This is a genomic window from Luteibacter sp. (assembly GCF_009912395.1).
In the GTDB taxonomy this organism is placed as follows: Bacteria; Pseudomonadota; Gammaproteobacteria; order Xanthomonadales; family Rhodanobacteraceae; genus Luteibacter.
This window is the reverse complement of sequence record NZ_WNDO01000020.1, coordinates 42177-59289: the sequence shown is the minus strand read 5'-3', so window position 1 is coordinate 59289 and position 17113 is coordinate 42177. Positions and strand designations below refer to the sequence as shown.

Below are 17113 nucleotides of genomic sequence, written 5' to 3'. Positions count from 1 at the left end.
TCATTGTAGGAGCGCGCTTGCGCGCGATCGCGCGCAAGCGCGCTCCTACGGAGACCGTTTCCGGCTCTTGGGCATGGCCGACAACGCGAACAGCAGGATGCACAGGAAGCCGAACACCCAGTAGTCCGTGGGTGCGGGACCCCACCAGTGACGGTGCCAGGGCACGTTCTCGGGGTTGAATCGGGCCAGCCCGAAGGCGGGATTCAGGATGAACCACAGGCCATCCTCGGCCACCCAGAACAGCATGATGCAGGCGATGATCCGGACCTGCGCGCGCCAGCTCCAGAAGCCCCGGAAGATCATCGGGAAGTGGAAGAACAGGGCAATGAAGGGAAAGACCCAGGCGTGGTACCCCGTCATCGGGCGACCGCCCCAAAGCAGGTCGAGCAGCCAGTGGTTCTCGATGCGCCAGGTCGGCAGGCTGGTGGCCCAGCCATGCGGGCCCTCGATCTCCACTTCCACATGGGCGAAGAAAAAGGCCAGCAGAAAGGCGAACGCCGCGGTCGCCAGGACGGAGGCGATGCGGCGGCGGGGCGAATGGCTCATGCGCCGTCCAGTCGGGCGAGCACGGTATCGATGACGGCCCGGGCGGCATGCGGTCGACCGATGGCGCGGGCTCGCGTCGCCATGGCGGCCAGGCGCCCAGGGTCTTCCTGCAGCGCACGCAGGCGCCAGGCCAGGGCCACGCCGTCGATGGCCTTCCACGCCGCACCCTGTTCGAGCAGGTAATCGGCGTTGCGTTCTTCCTGTCCCGGGATCGGCGCATTGACGATCATCGGCAGGCCCATCGACAGGCATTCGGACGTGGTGAGGCCGCCCGGCTTGGTGATGGCGAGATCGCTGCACGCCATCAGGCGTTCGACCTGGCGCGTGAAACCCTGTGGGAACAGGCGCCCCGCATGGCGCCCGGTGGCGAGCTTGCGCAGTCGTTCGAGCATCTCGGTATTGCGCCCCGCCAGCACAATCAGCTGGAAACCCTCGGTCTCGGAGAGCAGGGTGTCAGCCAGTTCGTCGAGTGCGCCGACACCGGCGCCGCCGCCCATCACGAGATAGGTGGGCTGATCGGGATCCAGGCCGAGCGAAGTGGCGATCTCGCGACGATCGTGGGTTTCGGCGAAGGCCGGCATCACCGGGATGCCGCTGGTGTGGACGCGGTCCGTCGGCAGGCCCACGGCGCGCATGCGGTGCGCGATCTCCGGGCTGGCCGCGAAGTAGCCGGTCATCTCCGGCACCACCCACATGCGGTGCAGGTCGAAGTTGGTCACCTGGAGGTACACCGGGGCCGTGACGCGTCCCTTGCGGATCTGCCGCATCAGCATCTCTGCTGGCAGGAAATGCGTGCAGACGATGGCGTCCGGTGCAAAGTCCGCGATGGCCGCGCGCAGGCGACGCGTGTTCAGGCGCTCGATGGTGCGGCGCATGCGCTGGGTCACGGCGTCGGGGCGCGTGTCCTCGGTGATGCGGTAGAGCATGCCCCACAGTCGCGGATAGCGGGTGATCAGGCTCAGGTAGAAATCGGCGTAGATGCGCCGGAAGCTGGAGGGCACGTAGTCCATGACATCCAGGTGCTTCGCCTGGATGTCGCGGCCTTCGTCGGCGAGGCTCTTCACCGTGGCTTCGAGCGCGTCCGCCGCGCGTACATGGCCGGCACCGGCGGAGACCGAGAGAAATAGGATGCGTCGTGTCATGTGCTGTAGTGGGCGAGCAGCGCCTGCTGGGCGCTGTGGGGAAGTTCGCCCGTGGCCGGCTCGCAGCGCGTGTAGCGCCCGTCCGCGCCGAGGGCCCAGGCCTGCGTGTTGTCGCGCAGGTAGTTGTCGAGCGTCTCGTCGTAGACGCGCTTGGCCAGGTCGGGTTCGAGGATGGGCACGCCGATCTCGATGCGGCGCATGAGGTTGCGTTCCATCCAGTCCGCGCTGGCGCAGTAAAGCTCGGGCTCGCCATCGTTGCCGAACCAGTACACGCGGCTGTGTTCCAGGAAGCGGCCGATGATGGAGCGCACGCGGATGTTCTCCGATACGCCCTTGATCCCCGGTCGCAACGTGCAGGCGCCGCGGATGATGAGGTCGATGCTGACGCCAGCGATGGATGCGCGATACAGCGCCTCCACCACATGGGCCTCGTTGAGTGCGTTGAGCTTGGCGACGATGCGCGCGGGGCGGCCGTTCTTCGCGTGCTCGATCTCGCGTTCGATTTTCGCCATCACGCCGCTGTACAGGGTGAAGGGCGAATGTAGCAGGCGCTTGAGCTGGATCATCGGGCCCAGGCCTGACAGCTGCTGGAATACCTTGTGGATGTCCTCGCCGATCTCCGGGTTGGAGGTCATCAGGCCGATGTCGGTGTAGCCCCGGCTGTTGCCCTGGTGGTAGTTGCCGGTGGACAGGTGCACGTAGCGGCGCAGCCCGCTGCCCTCGCGGCGCACGATGAGCAGCATCTTGGCGTGGGTCTTGTAGCCCACCACGCCGTAAACGACCTGCACGCCGGCTTCCTGCAGGCGATTGGCCAGACCGATATTGGCCTCCTCGTCGAAGCGGGCGCGCAGCTCGATCACCACGGTGACGTCCTTGCCGTTACGCGCGGCTTCCACCAGCAGGTCGACCAGCGCGGAGTCCTTGCCGGCGCGGTAGAGGGTCTGCTTGATCGCCAGCACGCCCGGGTCCTGCGAGGCGCGGTGGAGCAGTTCCACCACCGAGGCGAAGGACTCGTAGGGGTGGTGAAGCAGCACGTCGCGCGTGCCCAGCACGTCGAACTCGTTCACGCCCTTGCCGAAGGCAGGGCACAGGCGCGGGGTGAAGCGCGGGAATTTCAGCTCCGGGCGATCGACCTGGTCGTAGATCAGACCGGCGCGGATGATGTTGACCGGCCCGTCGCAGCGGTAGACGTCGTGTTCTTCCAGCTGGAAGTTGTCGATCAGCATCTCGGTGATCGCGCGCGGACAGTCGGCACCGACCTCCAGGCGCACGGGCCGCGCATAACCGCGTCCGGCCAGTTCTTCGCTGAGCGCGCGAGCGAGGTTCTCGACTTCGGTTTCCTCCACCACCAGTTCGCTGTTGCGGGTGACGCGGAACTGGTAACTGGCGCAGACCTCGAAGCCAGGAAAAATTTCGTCGGCGAAGGCTTGAAGCACTTCGGCGAGAAAGACGAAATCGCCGTCGTTCTCGGAGACCTCGGCAGGCACGTGGATGATGCGGGGCAGCGAACGTGGCGCGCGCACGAGAGCCATGTGGCCTTCGCGGCCGAACGCGTCGCGGCCCTTGAGGACCACGGCAAGGTTGAGCGTCTTATTGAGGATGCGCGGGAAGGGATGTGCCGGATCGAGCCCCAGCGGCGAAAGCACCGGCATGATCTCGTTCTGGAAGTAGCCCAGCAGCCAGCGGCGCTGCTTGTCCGTCCAGCGGTCGCGGGTGAGGAAGCGGATGCCTTCGTCTTCCAGCGCGGGGCCGAGTTCCTCGTGCCAGATGGTGTAGACCTCGGCCACCAGCTCCAGCGCACGCTCGCGGATGCGCGAGAGGATGTCGCCCGAGGACAGCCCATCGGCGCCCGGCGTGGCGGCACCCAGCGCGTGCTTGTGCTTGAGCACGGCGACACGCACCTCGAAGAATTCGTCGAGGTTGTTGCTGACGATGGTCAGGTAACGCAGCCGTTCGAGGACGGGAACGTCCGGGTCGCGCGCTTGCGCGAGCACCCGGAAGTTGAATTCCAGCGCCGACAGCTCCCGGTTGATGTAAAGGCCGGAGGCTCCGAGGTCGACAGACTCGCTCATTCTTTTCGCTTTTCCTTTCACGACAGCCGATGGTGACGTAGCGGCCATGATGCCGGAAAGCGGCGACGCAGCAAGACGGCGGCGGGCGTCCGCCATGGATCCGTTTAGATACCCGCCGCGCCAGCCAGCTCCTGCGGCGGCCGGCTGCCGTCCACGAGGCGCTCGCTGCCGAAAACACAGGCGAAGGTCGAGCCCTTGCCCGGCTCGCTCTCGATGGAGAGGCGGGCCTGGTGCAGGTTCAGCACGTGCTTGACGATGGACAGGCCCAGGCCGGTACCACCGGAGTCGCGCGAACGGCTCGATGAAACGCGATAGAAGCGTTCGGTAAGGCGGGCGATATGGGCGGCAGGGATACCGAAGCCGGAGTCCTGCACCGCGAACGTGGCGCCGTCGTCGGTCTGCGACCAGCGGATGGCGATGCGGCCGCCCGTCGGGGTGTAGCGCACCGCGTTGCTGACCAGGTTGGAGAAGGCGCTGTGCAGGTCCTTCGGCGAACCCATCAGGTCGAATGGGGTGGAGATATCCAGCGACACGGTATGGCGGCCCTGGCTCAGCGCCTCGGCCTCCTTGCGCAGGCTGGCCAGCAGAGGCGCCATCTGCACGTGTTCTTCCGCCACGTGGTCCTGGGTTTCCAGGCGCGACAGGGTGAGCAGGTCTTCCACGATCTGGCCCATGCGCTTGGACTGGGCGCGCATCTCGTCGAGCACGGGCGCCAGTTCGGGCACGTCTTCCGGATCGAGCAGTTCGAGGTAGCCGTGGATGACGGTCAGCGGCGTGCGCAGCTCGTGCGACACGTTCGCCACGAAGTCGCGGCGGATCTGTTCCAGCCGGGTCAGGTGACTGGTATCACGGGCCAGCAACAGACGCTGGCGGCTGCCGAACGGCAGCAGCGTGGCTGTCACATGACGGTTGGGATGACCGGGGGCGGTGACGTCGTTGAGCGGCTCGCGCGCGCCTTCGGCCCACCATTCGGTGAGTTCCGTGTTGCGCAGCAGCTCGCCCATCAGACGGCCGCGATCGCGCGTCCGCTTCAGGCCGAGCAGTTCCTCCGCCGCATGGTTGAACCAGCGGACGTGCTGCGAGTGGTCCAGCAGGACCACCGCGTCGGGAAGGGTCCCGGCCGCGCTGCGCAGGTCGCGCAGGCGGGAAGCGATACGGCGGGTGCGGGTCATCAGACGGTCATGCTCAGGATGGGGCGTTGTGGGTGTTTGCAACATTGGCCCCGACTTGTGACGGAACAGCGACAGCAGAACGACGATTTCCACGACGGCGACGCATGTCACGCCGGCCAGGGTCGCCTCCGCCAGCGCACCGGCGATGCCGCCCAGCACGAGCAGGGCGGCACACGCGACGGGCAGTCGCCAGGAAGTCAGGAAACTACTAGGGGGCATGTCGGAGCGGCCGTTGACGGTCTGGTGTTGCCACCATAGCGCGGCGACCCCGCGCTAGCCTAGGTATTGGCGGAGAACCTGTAACCCGCGCCACGGACGGTCTGGACCATCTCGTCGAGCTTCCACGGTTCCAGCGTCTTGCGCAGACGGCGGATATGGACGTCGACCGTGCGCTCCTCCACGTACACGCTGCCGCCCCACACGTGGTCGAGCAACTGCGCTCGCGAGTACACGCGCTCGGGGTGGGTCATGAAGAAGAACAGCAGGCGGTACTCGGTGGGGCCGATGGGCACGGCTTCCTCGCCCGCGAACACGCGGTGGGCGGGTCCGTCGATGCGCAGGCCGCCCAGTTCCACCACGCCCGAGCCGTCGTCGCCCTGGCTGCGGCGGAGCACCGCCTTGATGCGGGCGATGAGCTCGCGTGTGGAGAACGGCTTGATGACGTAGTCGTCGACCCCGGCCTCCAGGCCATTCACCCGATCCATCTCCTCGCCGCGCGCGGTGAGCATGATGATCGGGATTTCCCGGGACAGCTCCTCGCGACGCAGGCGACGGGCCAGTTCCAGGCCGCTGGTGCCGGGAAGCATCCAGTCGAGCAGGATCAGGTCGGGGACCCGCTCGGAGATGGCCATCTGGGCGGCGCGGGCATCGGCGGCGTGAGCCGCGTCCATACCCGCCTTGCGAAGCGCGAAGGCGACCATGTCGCGAATCGAAGCTTCGTCTTCCACGATAAGAATGCGCTTGTGCACGCTTGGGACCGCTCGTTGGCTGTGACGGTCATATTGCAGCCATGCTGTGTTACACGGCAATGACAATCGTCACAATTAGGGTCTCAATTGTGACTGCGACGATGTTTTACGGCGTCGGAACCCACTGGCTGCGGCCATCCGGGTTGTCGTCCGTGGCCACCCGCTTCTTGCGCAATTCCATCAGTAGCGGCGTCAGGTCGCTGATTCGGGCCTGGATGCGCGAGCGCTGGTAGTAATCCAGGTCGTCGCGTTTTAGCAGGCGGCGTAGCTGCTCCATGGCGTCGAACGGCCGACCTGCCAGATATGCGCTATCGGCATACGCCTCGGCAGCACGCACGCTGTCGCCCGAACGCTCGCTGGCGAGTGCGTAGGTGCGGAAGAATTCCGGATCGTCGCTGTCGTCGAGCAGGGGGCGCATCATCGTCGCGGCGGCACGGGCGTCGTCGGTGCGTCCCGTGCCGGCAAGCGCTTTGGCATAGCCGAGGATGACCGCCTTGTTGCGCGGCGAATTGGCGTGCAGTGATTTGTAGATCGCCATGGCATCGCTGTTGCGACCGGCATCCACATAGGCGTCAGCCATGGTCAGGCGCAACACGAGGCTGTTGGGCTGGCTGGCCAGAAGTGGTTGCAACTGCTCAACGGCCTGGCTGCCGTGATTGGTCTTGATCAACGTCAGCGCGTAACCATAGCGATTGGCCGCCGTGTCGAAGTCCTTGCGCTTGAGATTGGTGGCGTAGAACGTGGACAGCTGCTGCACGTCGCCGGATAGCACGCGGACCCGCTCGCGCATCAGGGCATAAGTGTCTGCAGCGCTGTTGGGCGCGACCTTGCCGCCTGCCGTGACCAGCGTGGTGGGGTCCTTCACGTACAGGACCGGCGCGGTGCTTTTTTCCCAGGAGGCCTTGTCCAGCGTGGGCTGACTGGGGCGGGTGGCGAGCTTTTCTTCCAGCGTACGCGCACGCGCCTTGGCTTCGCTGATGCGCGTCAGGGTCACGGGATGGGTCTGGAGGAGGGCGGGCAATGCTTCCTCGCCCTGGCCGACGCGGAGGGTGTCCTGCATGCGGCCGAAGAAATCCGCCATGGCTTCCGGGTCGAAGCCTGCGTTGCCGAGGGTCTGGATGCCGACGCGATCGGCTTCGGCTTCGTCCTTGCGGGTGAAGTTGATCTGCTTTTGCATCAGCAGGCCCTGGCCGCCCATGAGCACGGCGGGAGCTGCGTCGCCACCGCCGCCGACACCCGCCGCGATCGCGCCCAGCAGCACCAGGGCCATGAGCGGGGCGCTTTTCTTCGAATCCTCGAAGGCGCGATAGAGGTGGTTCTGGTTGATATGGCCGATTTCGTGCGCCATGACACCCGCCAACTCGCTTTCGGTGTTGGTGATGTTGATCAGGCCGGCGTTCACGCCCACGTAGCCACCCGGCGCCGCGAAGGCGTTGATCTGGGTATCGCGCACGATGAAGAAGGTGAAGTGGTCCTTCGGACGTTCGCTGGCCGCGACCAGGCGAAAGCCCAGGTCGTTGATGTACTGGTCGAGCAGCGCGTCGTCGACGATCATGTCCAGTGCGTGCATCTGGCGCAGCATCATGGCGCCGTACTGGTCGGCTTCGCGCGGGCTGATCAGCGCGTTGGCCGAACTGCCCAGGTCGGGCAGGCGGATATTGTCCTGCGCCCCGGCCGCGAAGGTGGCGGCGGTGGTGGCGGCGAAAAGGGCGATACGGGGCAGGAACGTGCGCATAGGTCCGACGACGATACCATTACCTGAAGACCGGTTGACCGCCCTTCCGGGGGAGCCTGGGCCGGGTTGGACAACAGGACTGCGCAGGGGTTCGCCAGCCTTGTAAAATAGGCGATCCGGGGCCATTTTCTGCCCCATCGACGTTTTCAGAGAAACGGCACCATGTCCACACCCGACATCACCATTTATTCCACCGCTGTCTGCCCCTACTGCGTGGCCGCCAAGAACCTGCTCAAGGCCAAGGGCCTGGGCTGGAACGAGGTCCGCATCGACACCGATCCGGCCCAGCGCGACGCGATGCTGGAGAAGAGCGGTGGCCGCCGCACGGTGCCGCAGATCTTCATCAATGGCACCCACGTGGGCGGTTTCGATGACCTCGCCGCCGCCGATCGCAGCGGCCGCCTGGCCGAGATCCTCGGGGCCGCGCACTGATGGCCGGCGACAACCGCGTGGAGGAGTTCACCGCGTTCCGCAAGCGGATGAACGAACGCATCCTGGCCGAGGACAACCAGGTCGTGCGGCGCTTCTTCGCGCTGGACACCCAGACCTACCGCGAAGGTGCCCTGGACGTCAAAACCAAGGAGATGCTGGGCCTGGTGGCCTCGATGGTGCTGCGCTGCGACGACTGCGTCAGCTACCACGTGGCGCAGTGCAAGGAAGCCGGCGTGACCCGCGACGAGTTCTTCGAGGTCTTCAGCGTGGGCCTGGTCGTGGGCGGTTCCATCGTAATCCCGCACCTGCGCCGCGCGGTCGATTTCCTCGACTCGCTGGAAGGCGGCGAGGCCTCTGACGCGGCCTGCTGCGCCGACCACGCCAAGGCCTGAGTCGCCGCCCCATGGGGCGGCATCCTTGAAGGAAGTGGGCCGGATCGCCGATAATCAGGCGATTTTTCTCCCCGCGCACGCCCCCGCGTGCGCTCCCGCGACCCGCTTCCCTTCAGGAGTATCCCCATGAGCAAGACCATTGCCGTTATCCCCGGCGACGGTATCGGTCCCGAAATCATGGACGCGACCATCCGCGTCCTCGATGCCCTCGACTGTGGCCTCACTTACGATTTCGTGGACGCCGGCATGGTGGCCCTCGAGAAGCACGGCGACCTGCTGCCCCAGGGCACCATCGACGCCATCGCCAAGCACACCGTGGCGCTGAAGGGCCCGCTGACCACCCCGATCGGCGGTGGCTTCACCTCGATCAACGTCACGCTGCGTCGCAAGTTCGACCTCTACGCCAACGTCCGTCCGGCGATCAGCTTCCCGGGCACCAAGGCGCGCTACGACAACATCAACATCATCACGGTGCGCGAGAACACCATGGGTGCGTACATGGCCGAAGGCCAGACGCGCGAAGGCACCGGCGAGAACGAAGTCGCCGTGTCGGTGATCCGCAACACCCGCCCGGGCATGGAGCGCATCTGTCGCTACGGCTTCGAAATGGCCAAGCAGAAGGGCCGCAAGAAGGTCACGGCGGTGCACAAGGCCAACATCATGAAGACCTCGTCGGGCCTGTTCCTCGACGTGGCGCGTGAAGTGGCGAAGGACTTCCCGGACCTCGAGTTCCAGGAAATGATCGTCGACAACGCCTGCATGCAGCTGGTGATGAACCCGTACCAGTTCGACGTGATCGTCACCACGAACCTGTTCGGCGACATCCTCTCCGACCTCTGCGCCGGTCTCGTCGGCGGCCTGGGCCTGGCCCCGGGTGCCAACATCGGCAAGGACGCGGCCATCTTCGAAGCCGTGCACGGTTCGGCTCCGGACATCGCCGGCCAGAAGAAGGCCAATCCCTGCGCGCTGCTGCTGGCCGCGGCCGACATGCTCGACCACCTCGACATGGTCGCCAAGGCCACCCGCCTGCGCAACGCCATCAGCGACGTGATGAACGCCCGCGACCGCACCACGCCGGACGTCGGCGGCACCGGTACCACCGACACCTTCGGTGACGCCATCGTCGAGCGCATCCGCGCCACGGCGTAATGAAACAAAAAGCCCCGCGAAAGCGGGGCTTTTTTTTGGGGCGGTCGCGCGCAATCCTCGACCGATCAGGTACAGACGCTCCCCTGTAGGAGCGCGCCTCGCGCGCGACCCCTGCGAAGCATCACCCCCGCACAAACGGATACGGCGCAAGAAAGATCACCCAGATCGCCAGCACGATGCCGATGTACTTCAGCACGCGGAACAGCTTCGGATTCGATTTCTTGAACCGACGCGAGCGCTCGCGGCTGCGTTGGTTCAGCGCGAACATGCGATTGACGAAGCCCACCTGTTCCTTGCCGTCGTCGCTGTTCGGCGACGCGGTGATGGAGCCCATGAAGGCGCCGACACGCTTGTTCACCGCCGTCATCAGGCGGCTCTTCAACGGGCGTTCCACGTCGGCGAAAAGAATCACGCGGGTCTGGTCGGTGCGATTCTCGGCCCAGTGCACGTAGGTCTCGTCGAACACCACGTCCTTGCCGTCGCGCCAGGCATGCATCTCGCCGTCGACGAAGATGCGGCAGTCGTCGGAGTTCGGCGTGATGAGGCCGAGGTGATAGCGCAATGAGCCGGCGAACGGGTCGCGGTGCGGGTTGAGCTTGCTGCCCGGCGGGAGGAGGGCGAACATCGCGGCCTTCACGCTGGGGATCGAGTTGAGTAGCTTCACCGTCTCAGGGCACAGGGCCTCGGCGGAAGCCAGCGGCTCGCCGTACCACTTCAGGTAAAAGCGCTTCCAGCCTTGCTTGAAGAAGGAGTTGAACGAGGCGTCGTTGTGCTTTTCGGCCGAACGGATGAAGCCTTCGTCGAACAGGTGCATGGCTTCCTGGCGGATCGCCTGCCAGTTGTCCTGGAGCAGGTCGAGCTGCGGGAAGCCGCGACGATCGAGGATCGGGCGCGCCGGCACGGCCGAGAACGCGTACATCAGCAGGTTGTACGGCGCGAACACGGCCGAGTGGTCCACGAGCTGGCGACTGAAGCGCAGGCGCGAACGACCACGCAGGTGGACCAGCAGCACGCAAAGCACGAACAGGATCAGCACATAGAGGACGATGAAGCGGGGTCCCAGGAAATTCATGGAATCGGACTCGGCATAGACAGGCGATACGTGCGGCCGGAAACGGCCTGTATCAACGCCGATAGGATACTCCGCCCTCAGTGCCCCAGCACGTGCGCCGTGCCGCTACCGGCGCGCCAGGAGCGTCGCAAGGCCTTGTCCAGCCATGCGATGGCCGCGCGGACAGCGGCGTGCGGCGATTTGCCCTTGGCAAGGCCGGCGGCCACGGCCGAGGCCAGGGTGCAGCCCGTGCCGTGACCTTCCAGGGGCAGGCGGTCGTGGTGGAATTCGATGACGCCGCTGGCGTCGTAGTACCGATCCACCAGCACCCGGCCCTTGCCATGGCCGCCCTTGAGCAGGACGCCCGCGGCGCCGAGGGCGAGGAGGTCGGCTCCGGCTTCATCCACGGCCCTCCCGATAGAGCGCCCGAGCAGAGCCTCCGCCTCGGGCAGGTTGGGAGTGAAAACGTCGGCCAGGGGAATGAGCCGCTCGACCAGCGCGCCAAGCGCGTCGTCGTCGAGCAGGCGGGTGCCGCTGGTGGAGACCATCACCGGATCGACCACCAGCCACGCGGGTTTGCGCCGGGCTATCTCCCTGGCGACTAGCCGGGTAACTGCCGCACTGCCAAGCATGCCGGTCTTCACGGTGGCGATGGGGAAGTCGTCGAACACGGCGTCGATCTGGCTGCGGATATGCGCCACAGGAACGGGGTGGATCGCTGTGACGCCTCGGGTGTTCTGCGACGTGACGGCGGTGATCGCCGTGAGGCCGTGGGTGCCGAGGGAGTGGAAGGTCTTCAGGTCGGCCTGGATGCCAGCGCCGCCGCCGGAGTCGGAGCCTGCGATGGTGAGGGTGTTGGGCTTTGTCGACATGGGCGGCTTCTGGGGTTTGGGATTCACGGATACAACGATGATGCCTCACGTCGTCCCTGCAAAAGCAGGGACCCAGCGCGATGCCTACACAAAGGCCGATGAGGCGTCGAGGCGATGCTGGTGAACCGAGGCGCTGGGTTCCAGCGTGCGCTGGAACGACGGTGTCGTGTGGTGCCTCACGTCGTCCCTGCGAACGCAGGGACCCAGTGCGATGTGGTGGGTTTTCGCGGGTGCGCCGCCTACACAATGGCCGATGAGGCGTCGAGGCGATGCTGGTGAACCGGGGCGCTGGGTTCCAGCGTGCGCTGGAACGACGGTGTCGTGTGGTGCCTCACGTCGTCCCTGCGAAAGCAGGGACCCAGTGCGGTGCGGTAGGTTTTCGCGAGTGCGCCGTCTACACAAGGGTCGATGAGGCGTCGAGGCGCTGCTGGTGAGCCGGGGCGCTGGAGCGACGGGACTCCCGCGCCGAGTCAGCAAAGATCAGGGTACAGATCGCTCCAGGTCGGGTTTTCACCTTCGATCAGTTCCAGCTTCCAAGCGCGCTTCCACGCCTTGAGCTGTTTTTCCCGCAAGATCGCCGCCTCCATGGTCGGATGCGTCTCGAACCATACAAGGCGGCTAGCTCCGTATCTGGCGGAGAACCCATCAACAAACTTCCCTCGATGCTGCCAGACCCGTTTGACCAGGTCGCTGGTAACGCCGAGGTACAGCGTGCCGTTCCGGCCGCTGACCAGCAGATAGACGCACGGAATCCGTTCCACGAAAAAAACTCCCTGTCAGTAGAAGGCCGCGAGCTCCATGCCCGCGGCCGTAGTGCTTGTTTACAGCGCCTCGGAAGCGAAATCCGCCAGTCTCGACCGTTCACCGCGCCGCAGCGTGATATGCCCCGAATGCGACCACATCTTGAAGCGGTCCACCGCATAGGTGAGGCCGGACGTGGTCTCGGTGAGGTAAGGCGTGTCGATCTGCTCCACGTTGCCCAGGCAAACGATCTTGGTGCCGGGACCCGCGCGCGTGATCAGCGTCTTCATCTGCTTCGGCGTCAGGTTCTGCGCCTCGTCGATGATGAGGTAGCGGCTGAGGAAAGTGCGTCCGCGCATGAAGTTCAGCGAACGAATTTTCACACGTGAAGCGAGCAGGTCGTTGGTGGCCTGGCGCCCCCAGGATCCGCCCTCTTCGGGGTTGGCGAGCACCTCGAGGTTGTCAGTGAGCGCGCCCATCCACGGGGTCATCTTTTCTTCCTCCGTGCCGGGCAGGAAGCCGATGTCCTCGCCCACGGACACCGTGGCGCGGGTCATGATGATCTCGCGATAACGCTGCTGATCCATCACCTGGGCCAGGCCGGCCGCGAGGGCCAGCAGGGTTTTGCCCGTGCCGGCGGTGCCGAGCAGGGTGACGAAATCGACGTCCGGGTCCATCAGCAGGTTCAGCGCGAAGTTCTGCTCCCGATTACGCGCCGCGATACCCCAGACGCCATGCGCGGCATGGCTGTGGTCGTCCAACAGCACCAGCTTTACCCGACGCGCATCCTCGTCGCCGGTGATCTCCAGCACGCGCAGTTCGACGTCGTTCTCGCCGGGCATGTACAGGCACTGGTGCGGATACCAGGGCTCGTCCTCGTGGACATCCATCTCGTAATAGGTGCGGCCGCGCTCGTTCCAGGAGCGCAGTTCCGGATGCTTCGTCCAGAAATCCTCGGGCAGCTGCTCCGTGCCCGTGAACAGCAGGGCGAAGTCGTCCAGCGCGCGGTCGTTCTCGTAATCCTCGGCGTCGATGCCGAAGATCGAGGCCTTGATGCGCAGGTTGATGTCCTTGGTGACCAGGATCACCGGCCTGTCCGGGAACTGATCGCGCAGGTCGATGACGGAGGCGAGGATCTGGTTGTCTGCCTTGCCGTTGCCGTGGGTCGTCCGCTGCTGGAAGAACAGTCTGCCCACCGCGCCGCGCTTGAGCTTGATGCCCTGCGGATTGGCCAGTTCGAGTCCGTCCTTCAGGTTGCCGCCACGCTCGATCAGCTCGTTGATGAAGCGGCTGACCTGGCGGCCGTTGCGCGAAACCTCGGAGCCGCCTTTCTTCTTCTCGTCGAGTTCCTCCAACACCGTCATCGGAATGAACACGTCGTGCTCCTCGAAGCGGAACAACGACGTCGGATCGTGCAGCAGCACGTTGGTATCGAGGGCGTAGATGCGCTTGCTTCCGTTCATGCGGAAGTGACCTCATGCGGAGGTTGCGATACCCGGCCGCGCGGCGACGGCCGGGGGAGGGAGCCGCGTGACGCGGTATCCGTCACGCGGTGGGAACACTCTCGAGGACGGCCTGCGCGTGGCCGGGGATCTTCACGCCCCGCCACTCGGCGGCGAGCTTGCCGTCGGGGCCGATGAGGAAGGTGCTGCGGACCACGCCCATGTAGCGCTTGCCGTAGAGCACTTTCTCGTGGATGACGTCGAAGGCCTGGCACCAGGCTTCGTCGGCGTCGGATACGAGCGGGAAGGGCAGCTCGTGCTTGGTCGCGAAATTCGCGTGCGAGCGCACCGAGTCGCGGGAGACGCCGATCACTTCGGCGCCGCGGGCCTGGAATTGCGCATAGAGGTCACGAAAATCCTTCGCCTCGTTGGTGCAGCCCGGGGTGCTGTCCTTGGGATAGAAGAACACCACGACCCAGCGGCCGGAGAGGGAGGACAGCGACAGGGTGCTGCCGTCGCCGAGCGTGCCTTCGAGTTTTGGTACTTTCTTGCCCTTGCCGATCATGCGTAGATTTCTTGGTGTCCGTTCAGAATTTCACCGGGTCCATGATGGCGTCGAGGTTGAGGCCATCGCAAAGCTCGAGGAAGTCGTCGCGCAGCGCCGCGATATGGGTCTCCGACGGAATGCCGATGGTGATCTGCGCCTGGAACATCTCGGCGCCGGTCTGCATCGCCTGGTAACGCATCGACGAGAGCTGCTCCACGCTGATGTCGCGACGGGAGAAGAACTCGATGATCTTGACCAGGATGCCCGGCCGGTCGGCGGCGATCACCTCGACCAGGTAGGGCAGCAGGTGGGTGGTGGGTTCGCGCGGCGCCGTCCGGTAATGGACGATCTGCAGGTCCTCATCGCGGGCGAGCTTGCCCAAGGCGGTTTCCAGCTTGGCGACGGCGTCCCACGAGCCGGAGGCCAGCAGCATCACGGAGGTGTCGTTGCCGATGGTGGAGACACGGGCGTCAGCGAGGTTGCAGCCGGAGTCGGCGATGCGCTTGGCCAGCGCGAGGATCGGCGCGCGGTGCGCCGGCGACAGCGTCGAGATGAGGAGCTGGTTATCGGTGGTGACGCTGCGTGCTGCGGAACGATTCAAGGCTTCACTACCCATGGCGCGACCCGCGGGGCGCGGGGCGTCGCTACGGGCCCGAGCTTAACGGGGCGTGTCCTGCACTAGCAAGCTCGGCAGGAAAAACGGTCGGGAGAGGCCGAATGGACGTGTAGGGGGCTCCCCGGTAACATGCGAAGCGCTGGTTACTCAACGGGTTTCACCTTGGATATCTCCGGAAGCATCACCGCGCTGGCGACGCCGTTCGCCGCCGACGGTTCCCTCGATCTCGACGCGTTCGGCCGACTGCTCGACCAGCAGCTGGCTGGCGGCACCCAGGCCGTGGTCGTCGCGGGCTCGACGGGCGAGTCACACTTCCTCGAGCACGACGAGTACAAACGCCTGCTCGCCTTCGCGGTGAAGCACGTAGATAAACGCATCCCGGTCATCGCCGGCACGGGCGAGGCGGGCACGGCCAAGACCATCGCCACCACGCGCCTGGCGAAGGAGCTGGGTGCCGATGCGGCCCTGGTCGTGGCCCCGTTCTATGTCCGCCCCACCCAGGAGGGCATCCGTCGCCATTTCCTGGCCGTCGCGGACGCGGGTGGCTTGCCGGTGATCCTCTATAACGTGCCGCCGCGCACGGGCTGCGACATCGCGCCGGAGACGGTGGCGGTGCTGCGCGACCATCCAGCCATCGTCGGCATCAAGGAAGCCCGGGGCGATGCGGAGCGAATCAAGGCCATCGCGGAACTTGTGCGCCCGGATTTCGTCTACCTCAGCGGCGACGACGGTTCGGCCCACCAGGCCATGCTTGCCGGCGCCGCGGGCACCATTTCGGTGGTGGCCAACCTCGTGCCGGGGCCTTTCCGTGAGTTCTGCGACGTCGCCCGTTCGGGTGACGCCCAGCGCACGGCGGCTGCCGCGGCCCGTCTGGCCCCTCTGATCGACGCCCTGAACTGCGCACCGAACCCGATTCCCGTCAAGGCCGGCCTGGCCGCGCTGGGACTGGGTCTGGCGGCACCGCGCCTGCCCCTGGTGGAACTGGAGGCGGGTCCGGCGCTGGCGAAGGTGCGCGAAACGCTCGCGGCTCTGGCACCATTGGCGTCTGCCGCCTGAAGCCTTTCCATTCAACGGATCCAACGGAACTCTCGTTCATGAAGAAAACCTCGTACGCGCTGGTCGTCCCGGCACTGCTCCTGTCCGTCCTGGTCGTCTCCGGTTGCGGCGCGTTCCGCTCCAAGAAGGATTGGGAGAGGGCCCAGCAGGAAGCTCCGCTGGAAATCCCGCCGGGCCTCGATACCCCGTCGACGAGCGCCGCGCTGGTCATTCCGGACGTTGGCTCCGGTGCGGGTGCCGGCGGTGCGGATGTCGTGGCGCCCGTGTCCGACGGTTTCGTGCTGGCCGATGACGCCGACGCCGCCTATCGCCGCATCGGCGAGGCACTGAGCGTGGGCGACCTGGGTAGCGTGACCGCCCATGACGACACGTCCCATACGTACCAGGTGGCGGTCAACGGTGGCATGCCCACCGAAAAGCCGGGCCTGTTCCGCCGGATGTTCGGTGGCGGCAAGAACCGTGACGCCGATAGTGCGTCGTCGTCCAAGTCGGGCGGCGGCAAGACCCGCAACGTGGTGGTCACCATCAACGCCAGCGGCAATGGCAGCGAAGTTCGTGCACAGGGCGACGCCGATGGCGTGCGTCGCGTAGTTGATGCACTGAAGTCGCGATTGGGCGCCAAGTAATTCACCTTGTCGTGAATCAAAAACGCCGCCTCCGGGCGGCGTTTTTTTTTGCGTGCGTTTCCGGCAGGCATAAAAAAACGGCCGTCAGGCCGTTCTCTTGAATAGGGTTGCCGTGGTCAGCGCTCGAGGAGGGGGAGCTTGTCTGGCTTGTTTTCCCATTCCTTGGCGTCGGGGAGGCTGTCCTTCTTCACCGTCAGAACAGGCCATTCCTTCGCCAGATCGGCGTTCAACGCCACAAACACCTCCTGGCCGCCGGGAACATCGTCTTCCGGATAAATGGCGTTGATCGGGCATTCAGGTTCGCAGAGGGTGCAGTCGATGCACTCGTCCGGATTGATGACCAGGAAGTTCGGGCCTTCGTGGAAGGCATCGACGGGGCAAACCTCTACGCAATCCGTATGCTTGCACTTGATGCAGTTGTCGGTGACGACAAAGGTCATGCGAGAGGTTCGACGCCGAAAGAAAGTGGCGCTCCCTACGAGGTTCGAACTCGTGTTCCAGCCTTGAGAGGGCCGTGTCCTAGACCACTAGACGAAGGGAGCGGGTCGTACCAA

Annotated in this window: 18 protein-coding genes and 1 tRNA gene; 5 read left to right on the top strand and 14 right to left on the bottom strand. The window is 65.5% G+C overall.

Annotated elements, in window-relative coordinates; translation table 11 throughout:
- Positions 1-45: 45 nt before the first annotated feature.
- The 6 genes from GAK28_RS17240 to GAK28_RS17215 form a co-directional block, all read right to left on the bottom strand.
- The gene (locus GAK28_RS17240) at positions 46-546 is read right to left on the bottom strand and encodes a hypothetical protein (RefSeq protein ID WP_291781938.1); all 501 of its coding nucleotides are present in this window, start codon (positions 544-546) and stop codon (positions 46-48) included.
- On the bottom strand, positions 543-1688 hold the full coding sequence (locus tag GAK28_RS17235; RefSeq protein ID WP_291781935.1) for a glycosyltransferase: 1146 nt from the start codon (positions 1686-1688) through the stop codon (positions 543-545). Before GAK28_RS17235 ends, GAK28_RS17240 begins: the two co-directional genes overlap by 4 nt.
- A complete protein-coding gene (ppk1, locus tag GAK28_RS17230) occupies positions 1685-3760 on the bottom strand; it encodes a polyphosphate kinase 1 (RefSeq protein ID WP_291781933.1) in 2076 nt (691 codons plus the stop codon). Before ppk1 ends, GAK28_RS17235 begins: the two co-directional genes overlap by 4 nt.
- 104 nt (positions 3761-3864) lie before the next feature.
- On the bottom strand, positions 3865-4977 hold the full coding sequence (gene phoR / locus GAK28_RS17225) for a phosphate regulon sensor histidine kinase PhoR (RefSeq protein ID WP_291782066.1): 1113 nt from the start codon (positions 4975-4977) through the stop codon (positions 3865-3867).
- A gap of 233 nt (positions 4978-5210) precedes the next feature.
- Entirely contained in the window at positions 5211-5900 is a 690-nt protein-coding gene (gene phoB, locus GAK28_RS17220; RefSeq protein ID WP_166949978.1) for a phosphate regulon transcriptional regulator PhoB, read from the bottom strand.
- Between the two features lie 106 nt (positions 5901-6006).
- Positions 6007-7635, bottom strand: coding sequence for a M48 family metalloprotease (locus GAK28_RS17215; protein ID WP_291781926.1), 1629 nt, complete (start codon positions 7633-7635; stop codon positions 6007-6009).
- Positions 7636-7797: 162 nt separating this feature from the next.
- Here GAK28_RS17215 and grxC point away from each other — a divergent pair, with 162 nt between their 5' ends.
- From grxC to GAK28_RS17200, 3 genes are all read left to right on the top strand, one after another.
- Positions 7798-8067: a glutaredoxin 3 gene (gene grxC / locus GAK28_RS17210; protein ID WP_291781923.1), complete on the top strand. Its 270-nt coding sequence runs from the start codon at positions 7798-7800 to the stop codon at positions 8065-8067.
- Positions 8067-8459 carry a carboxymuconolactone decarboxylase family protein gene (locus GAK28_RS17205; RefSeq protein ID WP_291781920.1) on the top strand — a complete coding sequence of 131 codons (393 nt, stop codon included), beginning with the start codon at positions 8067-8069 and terminating at the stop codon, positions 8457-8459. Before grxC ends, GAK28_RS17205 begins: the two co-directional genes overlap by 1 nt.
- A 126-nt stretch (positions 8460-8585) precedes the next feature.
- The gene (locus tag GAK28_RS17200; RefSeq protein WP_291781917.1) at positions 8586-9608 is read left to right on the top strand and encodes an isocitrate dehydrogenase; all 1023 of its coding nucleotides are present in this window, start codon (positions 8586-8588) and stop codon (positions 9606-9608) included.
- Positions 9609-9729: 121 nt separating this feature from the next.
- Here the strand turns inward: GAK28_RS17200 and GAK28_RS17195 are convergent, their stop codons facing one another.
- From GAK28_RS17195 to GAK28_RS17170, 6 genes are all read right to left on the bottom strand, one after another.
- Positions 9730-10656 (bottom strand): aspartyl/asparaginyl beta-hydroxylase domain-containing protein, encoded by a 927-nt coding sequence (locus GAK28_RS17195; protein WP_291782063.1) that lies wholly within the window; start codon positions 10654-10656, stop codon positions 9730-9732.
- A 101-nt stretch (positions 10657-10757) separates the two neighbouring features.
- Positions 10758-11531 carry a bifunctional hydroxymethylpyrimidine kinase/phosphomethylpyrimidine kinase gene (gene thiD, locus GAK28_RS17190; RefSeq protein ID WP_291781915.1) on the bottom strand — a complete coding sequence of 258 codons (774 nt, stop codon included), beginning with the start codon at positions 11529-11531 and terminating at the stop codon, positions 10758-10760.
- Positions 11532-12001: 470 nt separating this feature from the next.
- A complete protein-coding gene (locus GAK28_RS17185; RefSeq protein ID WP_291781912.1) occupies positions 12002-12292 on the bottom strand; it encodes a GIY-YIG nuclease family protein in 291 nt (96 codons plus the stop codon).
- A gap of 60 nt (positions 12293-12352) precedes the next feature.
- Positions 12353-13735: a PhoH family protein gene (locus tag GAK28_RS17180; protein WP_291781909.1), complete on the bottom strand. Its 1383-nt coding sequence runs from the start codon at positions 13733-13735 to the stop codon at positions 12353-12355.
- Positions 13736-13817: 82 nt separating this feature from the next.
- Complete coding sequence (locus GAK28_RS17175; protein ID WP_291781906.1) at positions 13818-14279, bottom strand: peroxiredoxin; 462 nt, start codon at positions 14277-14279, stop codon at positions 13818-13820.
- Between the two features lie 22 nt (positions 14280-14301).
- A complete protein-coding gene (locus GAK28_RS17170; protein WP_291781903.1) occupies positions 14302-14877 on the bottom strand; it encodes a glycine cleavage system protein R in 576 nt (191 codons plus the stop codon).
- A gap of 162 nt (positions 14878-15039) precedes the next feature.
- Here GAK28_RS17170 and dapA point away from each other — a divergent pair, with 162 nt between their 5' ends.
- A complete protein-coding gene (gene dapA / locus GAK28_RS17165; protein WP_291781901.1) occupies positions 15040-15933 on the top strand; it encodes a 4-hydroxy-tetrahydrodipicolinate synthase in 894 nt (297 codons plus the stop codon).
- Positions 15934-15971: 38 nt separating this feature from the next.
- Positions 15972-16559 (top strand): hypothetical protein, encoded by a 588-nt coding sequence (locus GAK28_RS17160; RefSeq protein WP_291781898.1) that lies wholly within the window; start codon positions 15972-15974, stop codon positions 16557-16559.
- Between the two features lie 116 nt (positions 16560-16675).
- Here GAK28_RS17160 and fdxA read toward each other — a convergent pair whose 3' ends face one another.
- Together fdxA and GAK28_RS17150 are read right to left on the bottom strand one after the other, a co-directional pair.
- Positions 16676-16999, bottom strand: coding sequence for a ferredoxin FdxA (gene fdxA, locus GAK28_RS17155; RefSeq protein ID WP_291781895.1), 324 nt, complete (start codon positions 16997-16999; stop codon positions 16676-16678).
- 26 nt (positions 17000-17025) lie between these two features.
- Positions 17026-17101: transfer RNA gene (locus GAK28_RS17150), tRNA-Glu, on the bottom strand.
- Between the last annotated feature and the right edge of the window lie 12 nt (positions 17102-17113).